Source organism: Mycobacterium sp. (assembly GCF_035603715.1).
In the GTDB taxonomy this organism is placed as follows: domain Bacteria; phylum Actinomycetota; class Actinomycetes; order Mycobacteriales; family Mycobacteriaceae; genus Mycobacterium.
The window spans coordinates 1-5,633 of sequence record NZ_DATNJW010000603.1 but is presented as its reverse complement, the minus strand read 5'-3'; the positions used below and the strand labels follow the sequence as shown (position 1 = coordinate 5,633).

Annotated in this window: 6 protein-coding genes; 3 read left to right on the top strand and 3 right to left on the bottom strand. The window is 66.4% G+C overall.

Annotated features, from left to right (window positions below):
* Positions 1 to 1,430: alpha-(1->3)-arabinofuranosyltransferase domain-containing protein (locus tag VN856_RS24760; protein ID WP_325694266.1), on the bottom strand; the 1,430-nt coding region annotated here is incomplete at its 3' end.
* A gap of 6 nt (positions 1,431 to 1,436) precedes the next feature.
* The gene (locus VN856_RS24755; RefSeq protein WP_325694265.1) at positions 1,437 to 1,610 is read right to left on the bottom strand and encodes a DUF2613 domain-containing protein; all 174 of its coding nucleotides are present in this window, start codon (positions 1,608 to 1,610) and stop codon (positions 1,437 to 1,439) included.
* A gap of 86 nt (positions 1,611 to 1,696) precedes the next feature.
* Between VN856_RS24755 and VN856_RS24750 the strand changes: the two genes are divergently transcribed.
* The 3 genes from VN856_RS24750 to VN856_RS24740 all read left to right on the top strand — a co-directional run bounded on the left by VN856_RS24750 (position 1,697) and on the right by VN856_RS24740 (position 4,810).
* Positions 1,697 to 2,848 carry a glycoside hydrolase family 3 N-terminal domain-containing protein gene (locus VN856_RS24750; protein WP_325694263.1) on the top strand — a complete coding sequence of 384 codons (1,152 nt, stop codon included), beginning with the start codon at positions 1,697 to 1,699 and terminating at the stop codon, positions 2,846 to 2,848.
* An 87-nt stretch (positions 2,849 to 2,935) separates the two neighbouring features.
* The gene (locus tag VN856_RS24745) at positions 2,936 to 3,565 is read left to right on the top strand and encodes a TetR/AcrR family transcriptional regulator (protein WP_325694261.1); all 630 of its coding nucleotides are present in this window, start codon (positions 2,936 to 2,938) and stop codon (positions 3,563 to 3,565) included.
* Between the two features lie 6 nt (positions 3,566 to 3,571).
* Positions 3,572 to 4,810 carry a chloride channel protein gene (locus VN856_RS24740; RefSeq protein WP_325694259.1) on the top strand — a complete coding sequence of 413 codons (1,239 nt, stop codon included), beginning with the start codon at positions 3,572 to 3,574 and terminating at the stop codon, positions 4,808 to 4,810.
* Here the strand turns inward: VN856_RS24740 and VN856_RS24735 are convergent.
* A partial coding sequence (locus tag VN856_RS24735) for a MaoC/PaaZ C-terminal domain-containing protein (protein ID WP_325694257.1) occupies positions 4,796 to 5,633 on the bottom strand: 838 nt, incomplete at its 5' end. The genes VN856_RS24740 and VN856_RS24735 overlap by 15 nt on opposite strands.

The following is a 5,633-nucleotide window of genomic DNA, read 5'->3' as shown; positions in this document are numbered from 1 at the left end:
GTGGCGAACGGCGCGCCGGGGACCACCAGCACCCGGCCGGGTGCCGGCACACCGGTGTTGTGCGCGGACAGCCAGTCGGCAGCGTCATGCCAATACCGCGGTATCGCGCTGTACGTGCCCGGCGGGGTAATCCGCCCGGTCCACGCCAGCGATGTCCCGGCCATCAGCGCGGTCAGCACCACGATCCCGACCGCAACCCGCTTGTCGCGCTCCGGGTGAGCAAACGCACTGCGCCATAACGGTTTCGGCGCGCTACCCGGTAGTGGGATCCGGCCGAGCAGCTGGGCCAGTCCCAATACGACGGGGATGCGGATCAGCGATTCGAATTTGTGCACGTTGCGCAGCGGTGCGCCGCCGGCGTCCAGGAAAGCCTGAACTTGCTGTGACACGGGTGAGCCCAGTCCGCCGCTGTAGCCAACGCCCAGCAGCACCACGCCGACGAGCAGCATCGTCACCAATCGCCCGCGGGCCGGCATGCTCCCCATCGCCAGCCCGGCCAACCCGCCCGCTGCCACCAGGCAGGTGGCCAGGATGGCGACCGAACCGGTGACCAGCGGTGCACCTGCCGTGGCATTGGGCGCTACGAACGGGGTCCAGCTATCCGTACCGCGCAACACCTCGACCAACGACGACCACTGCGTCGTCACACCCGAAGATTCGATGAAGTCCAGGAAAGGCGGGCTGATCCGGGCCATCAGTATCAGCGCCACCAGCCACCACGTCATGGCCAGTGCCAGAGCCAGCAGCCACCACGCCGCGTAACGCAACCACCGTCGGTTAGGCCGGTGGCAAGCCCACCAGATCACCGCGGGCAGACACCCGGCCAGCGTCGCGATCGCGTTGACCGCTCCCATCAGCGCGACGGCCACCCCGGCCTGACCGGCCAGCCGCCTTAGCGACCGCCCGCTTGGACCGTTGCTGCGCAATGCCAAAATCGTGGGCAGCAACACCCACGGCGCCAGCATGATCGGCAGCGTCTCCGACGAGATCGACCCGATCGTGGTCAGCACCCGTGGCGAGAGCGCGAACGCCGCGGCGGCAACCGTGCGCGACTTCGGGCTGCCGATGCCCAGCGCCTCGGCGACGCGCAGCAACCCCCAGAAACCCACGGTCAATAGCAGTGCCCACCACAGTCGTTGGGTGACCCAGCCCGGCAGTCCGAGCAGGTGGCCGGCCAAGAAGAACGTGCCGTGCGGGAACAGGTAGCCGTAGGCCTGATTCTGCGCCTGCCCGAATGGCAGCTCGCTGTTCCACAAGTTGGTCGCCCGCGCCAGAAAGCGCAACGGGTTGGCGGTGAGGTCGAGTTTGGTGTCGGGGGAGATCTGGCCGGGCGACGAGCCGAAGCTCAGCGCCAGCGCGACCGCCGCAACCGGCCACAACCAGCGTCGGGACAGCGGAATGACCTCGACGGGCCCGGGTTCGGCCCGCATCGTGAATTAGCTGCGGTTGCCGTACTCGACCCGGTTGAGCACCGACGACTGCGGGTCGCCCCCGGGGAGCGGCGGCTTGGTGTCCTGCTGCACCATCAACGTGACTCCGAAGATCGCGGCTGCACCCAGCAGCAGGCCGACCACGACGCTGGCGGCGGCGGGTGCAACGAAGCGATTCATAGCTGCCCAACCTAGCAGAAGGCGAGGTCGTGGCCGCTGAGGTCGCCGGCCGCATGGCCGGCTGGACCCCATGACAGCATGGCCTGATGGGATTCCAGCGCGTACTAGCCGTGTTTGCCGCCCTCACAGCGCTGATCGCCGGGTGTGGCCACCCCGCGCAGAAGCCCGCAACCGCACCGGCCGGCTCGTCTTCGGCGAAGCCGATTCCGCCGGCCAAGCCGGCGTGTGGAGATCCGGCGGCCCTGCCTGCCCGCGAGAAGCTGGCGCAGCTGCTGATGGTGGGTGTCCGCGACGGCGACGACGCCAAGGCTGTGGTGACGACCTACCACGTCGGTGGCATCTTCATCGGCAGCTGGACCGACATGAAGATGCTGGGACCCAACCTGGTCAAGGACCTGTCAGCCAGCACTGCGCTGCCGGTGGCGGTCAGCGTCGATGAAGAGGGCGGCCGAGTGGCCAGGCTGTCCAAGCTGATCGGTCCCGCGCCGTCGGCGCGGGTGCTGGCGCAGACCCATACTCCCGACGAGGTGTACGGCATGGCCCTGGACCGCGGCCACCGGATCCGCGGCCTCGGCATCACCGTCGACTTCGCGCCCGACGTGGACGTCACCGATGCCCCCGACGACACGGTGATCGGCGATCGGTCGTTCAGTGCGGATCCGCAAAAAGTCGTCGAGTATGCCGGTGCCTACGCCCGGGGTCTGCGTGACGCCGGGCTCCTGCCGGTGCTCAAGCATTTCCCGGGTCACGGACACGGATCCGGTGACTCGCACACCGGGTCCGTCATCGTCACGCCGCCGCTGCAGCAGCTGCAGAACAACGACTTAGTGCCTTACCGCGCCCTGTTGAACGCTGTCGCCCCGCAGGGCGCAATGGTCGGCCACCTGCAGGTGCCCGACCTCACCGGCAACGAACCGGCCAGCGTCAACCGGGCCGCCGTGCAGATGTTGCGCACCGGAGTCGGATACAACGGCCCGGCCTTCGACGGTCCGATATTCAGCGACGACCTGTCCAGCATGGCGGCGATCAAGGACCACTACCCGGTGCCCGACGCGGTGCTGCGCGCCGTGCAGGCCGGCACCGACGTTGCGCTGTGGATCACCACCGACGAGGTGCCCGCGGTCCTCGACCGTCTACAGAAGGCGTTGGACGCCAAGGAATTGAAGATGTCCGACGTCGACGACTCGGTCCGGCGGATCGCGAAGTTCAAAGGACCCAAGCCGGACTGCGGACCGTAAATCCGGCGGCGCGACCTAGCATTGCTTACTCTGAATCGAGGCGGTCTCGCCGACAGGCGCGCAGATGTCGGCCAGATAGGGGATGGCATGGCAGGTGGTACCAAGCGGCTACCCCGTGCTGTCCGAGAGCAGCAGATGCTGGACGCCGCGGTTGAGATGTTCTCCATCAACGGCTATCACGACACGTCGATGGACGCGATTGCGGCCAAAGCCGAGATCTCCAAGCCGATGCTCTATCTGTATTACGGCTCGAAGGAGGAATTGTTCGGCGCATGCCTGGATCGCGAGCTGGGGCGATTCATCGACGGTGTGCGTGAGGAGATCAATCTCGACCAGAGCCCGAGAGACTTGCTGCACAACACGATTGTGGCGTTCATGCGCTACATCGACGCCAATCGCGCGTCGTGGATCGTGATGTACGCGCAAGCGACCAACTCGCAGGCGTTCGCCCACACCGTGCGGGAGGGCCGCGAGCGGATCATCGCGCTGGTCGTGCGGGTCCTTCAGGCGGGCACCCGAAATCCCGAACCAGACACCGACTTCGAGATGATCGCGGTGGCGCTCGTGGGCGCCGGTGAGGCGATCGCGACCCGGCTCAGCACCGGCGATACCGACGTCGATGGCGCGGCCGAAGTGATGATCAACCTGTTCTGGCGTGGACTCAAGGGCAAACCGGTTGAGAAAGATGCGGCCGAATCCTCGGCCGAATCCGGTTGATCGGGGATGGGCCGCCGCAACGCTGACTTCTTTTGCGCGGTGCTGATCGTCGGCCTGCTCGCCGGGGTTGCCGGGTTGGCGACGACCACATTGTTGCGCTCCATCGAGCACCTCACCTATCACTACACGTTCGGAACACTGCTGGAGGGCGTCACCGCGAGCAGTCCCATCCGTCGCGCCGTGGGACCTGTGATCGGCGGCGGCCTCGCGGGGCTGGGCTGGTGGATACTCCGGTCGAGGACCGAAGTCGCCCCGCTGGCAGCGGCCGTCGCGCATCGGGAGCGCATTCGATTTCTGCCCTTCAGCCTCGACGCGGCGCTGCAGGTATTGGTTGTCGGCTCAGGTGCGTCACTGGGCCGTGAAGTGGCGCCGCGTCAATTCGCGGTGGCGCTAGGTAATCTCGCCACCGGCTGGCTGAAGCGGCTCACCGAACGTGAGCGCGAGATTCTGCTGGCCTGCGCAGCCGGCGCCGGACTGGGTGCGGTGTATGCGGTGCCGCTCGGTGGTGCGTTGTTCACCCTGCGAATCATGCTGAAGAGCTGGCATCCGCGCGCGGTGGGCGCCGCGCTGATCACCTCGAGCCTGGCTGTTGCGGTGTCGTCGGTCGTCACCCACGACCAGCCGAACTTGCACTGGCCCAACCCGGACGTGTCCTACCGGCTGATCGCCTACGCGCTGGCACTGGCCCCGCTGGCGTTGGTCATCGGACTGGTATTCAACCGCATCATGGGGTGGGCGAGTCAGCGCGGCACGTTTCGATCGTGGCTACTGATCCCGGCGATCGCCGGCGCGGGGTTGCTGGTCGGTGTGTGCTCGCACTGGTACCCGGAACTGCCCGGCAACGGCAGATCCATTCTCAACCTCATTCTCGGCGACGGGATGACGCTGAAGACAGCGGCAGCGGTCCTGGTTCTCAAAGTCCTTGTGACGGCGACGTTTCTGCGGGCCGGAGCGAGGGGCGGGTTGTTCACCCCGGCGCTGGCGACTGGCGCGGCAGCCGGGACGCTGTTTGTGCTGACGATCAACGCCATTGCCGGAACACAGTTTCACGTACCGGCCATCGCGTTGGCCGGTTCCGCAGGCGTACTGGCGATCACACAACGCGCGCCGCTCTGGGCTGCGATCTTCGTCTGGGAACTGGCCAGGCCGCCGCTGTGGCTGTTGTTGGTCTTCTTGGTGGCGGCCTTGAGTACCTACGGTTTACGGCTCCTGGTCATGCGCTGCCGCAAGCTAGAGCGCCCGTAGCGTGCCGGTCAGGTGCGGATACCCCTTGGCGATGTTGCGCAAGCTGAGGTCCCAGCCGTCCTGCACCTGATCCACGTACAGTCCGGCGTTCGCGGGCAGCAGTACAGGCTTGCCAAACCGCACCGAATAGGTCACCGCATCGGGGATAGCGGCCTCGAGATTCGCCAATACCGCTGCCGCGCTGAACATTCCGTGCGCAATGACGGTGGGAAATCCGAATAGCTTGGCCCCGACGGAGTTGGTGTGGATCGGGTTGTGGTCGCCACCGACGGCGGCGTAGCGACGAATCTGGCTCGGACTGATCCGCAGGATCGCGTTCGGCGCAGGCAGCTTGGGCTGCTTTTGCGGCGGCGGCTTAGGCTCACCGGACAAGCTGGTGCGCTGCTGATGCAGGAAGGTCGTGACCTGATGCCAGGCCACCTCGTTGCCGACGCTGACGTCGGTCACCAGGTCCACGAGCAGGCCCTTACGGTGCTCGCGCAAATTCTCCGCGTGAACCGCGATATTGACCGTGTCGGTCACCTTGATCGGTCGGTACTGGGTGATCTGGTTTTCGGTATGGACGGATCCCATTGCGGGAAAAGGAAAGTCGAATCCGGTTACCAGCGACATCAGCGTCGGAAACGTCAACGCGAACGGATAGGTCAGCGGCACCGCGTCGGCGTAACGCAGTCCGGTAACCTCGGCGTATTCAGCCACATTGGCGCGATCGATGGGCAATTCGTCAACGGTCACTGTCCGGGCGGGCAGCTGGCCGCCGCGAGGCACGAACGGCAACGCCCCCGCCGCCGCGCGCAGCATGTTCTTGAGGCCGCTTGGCTGG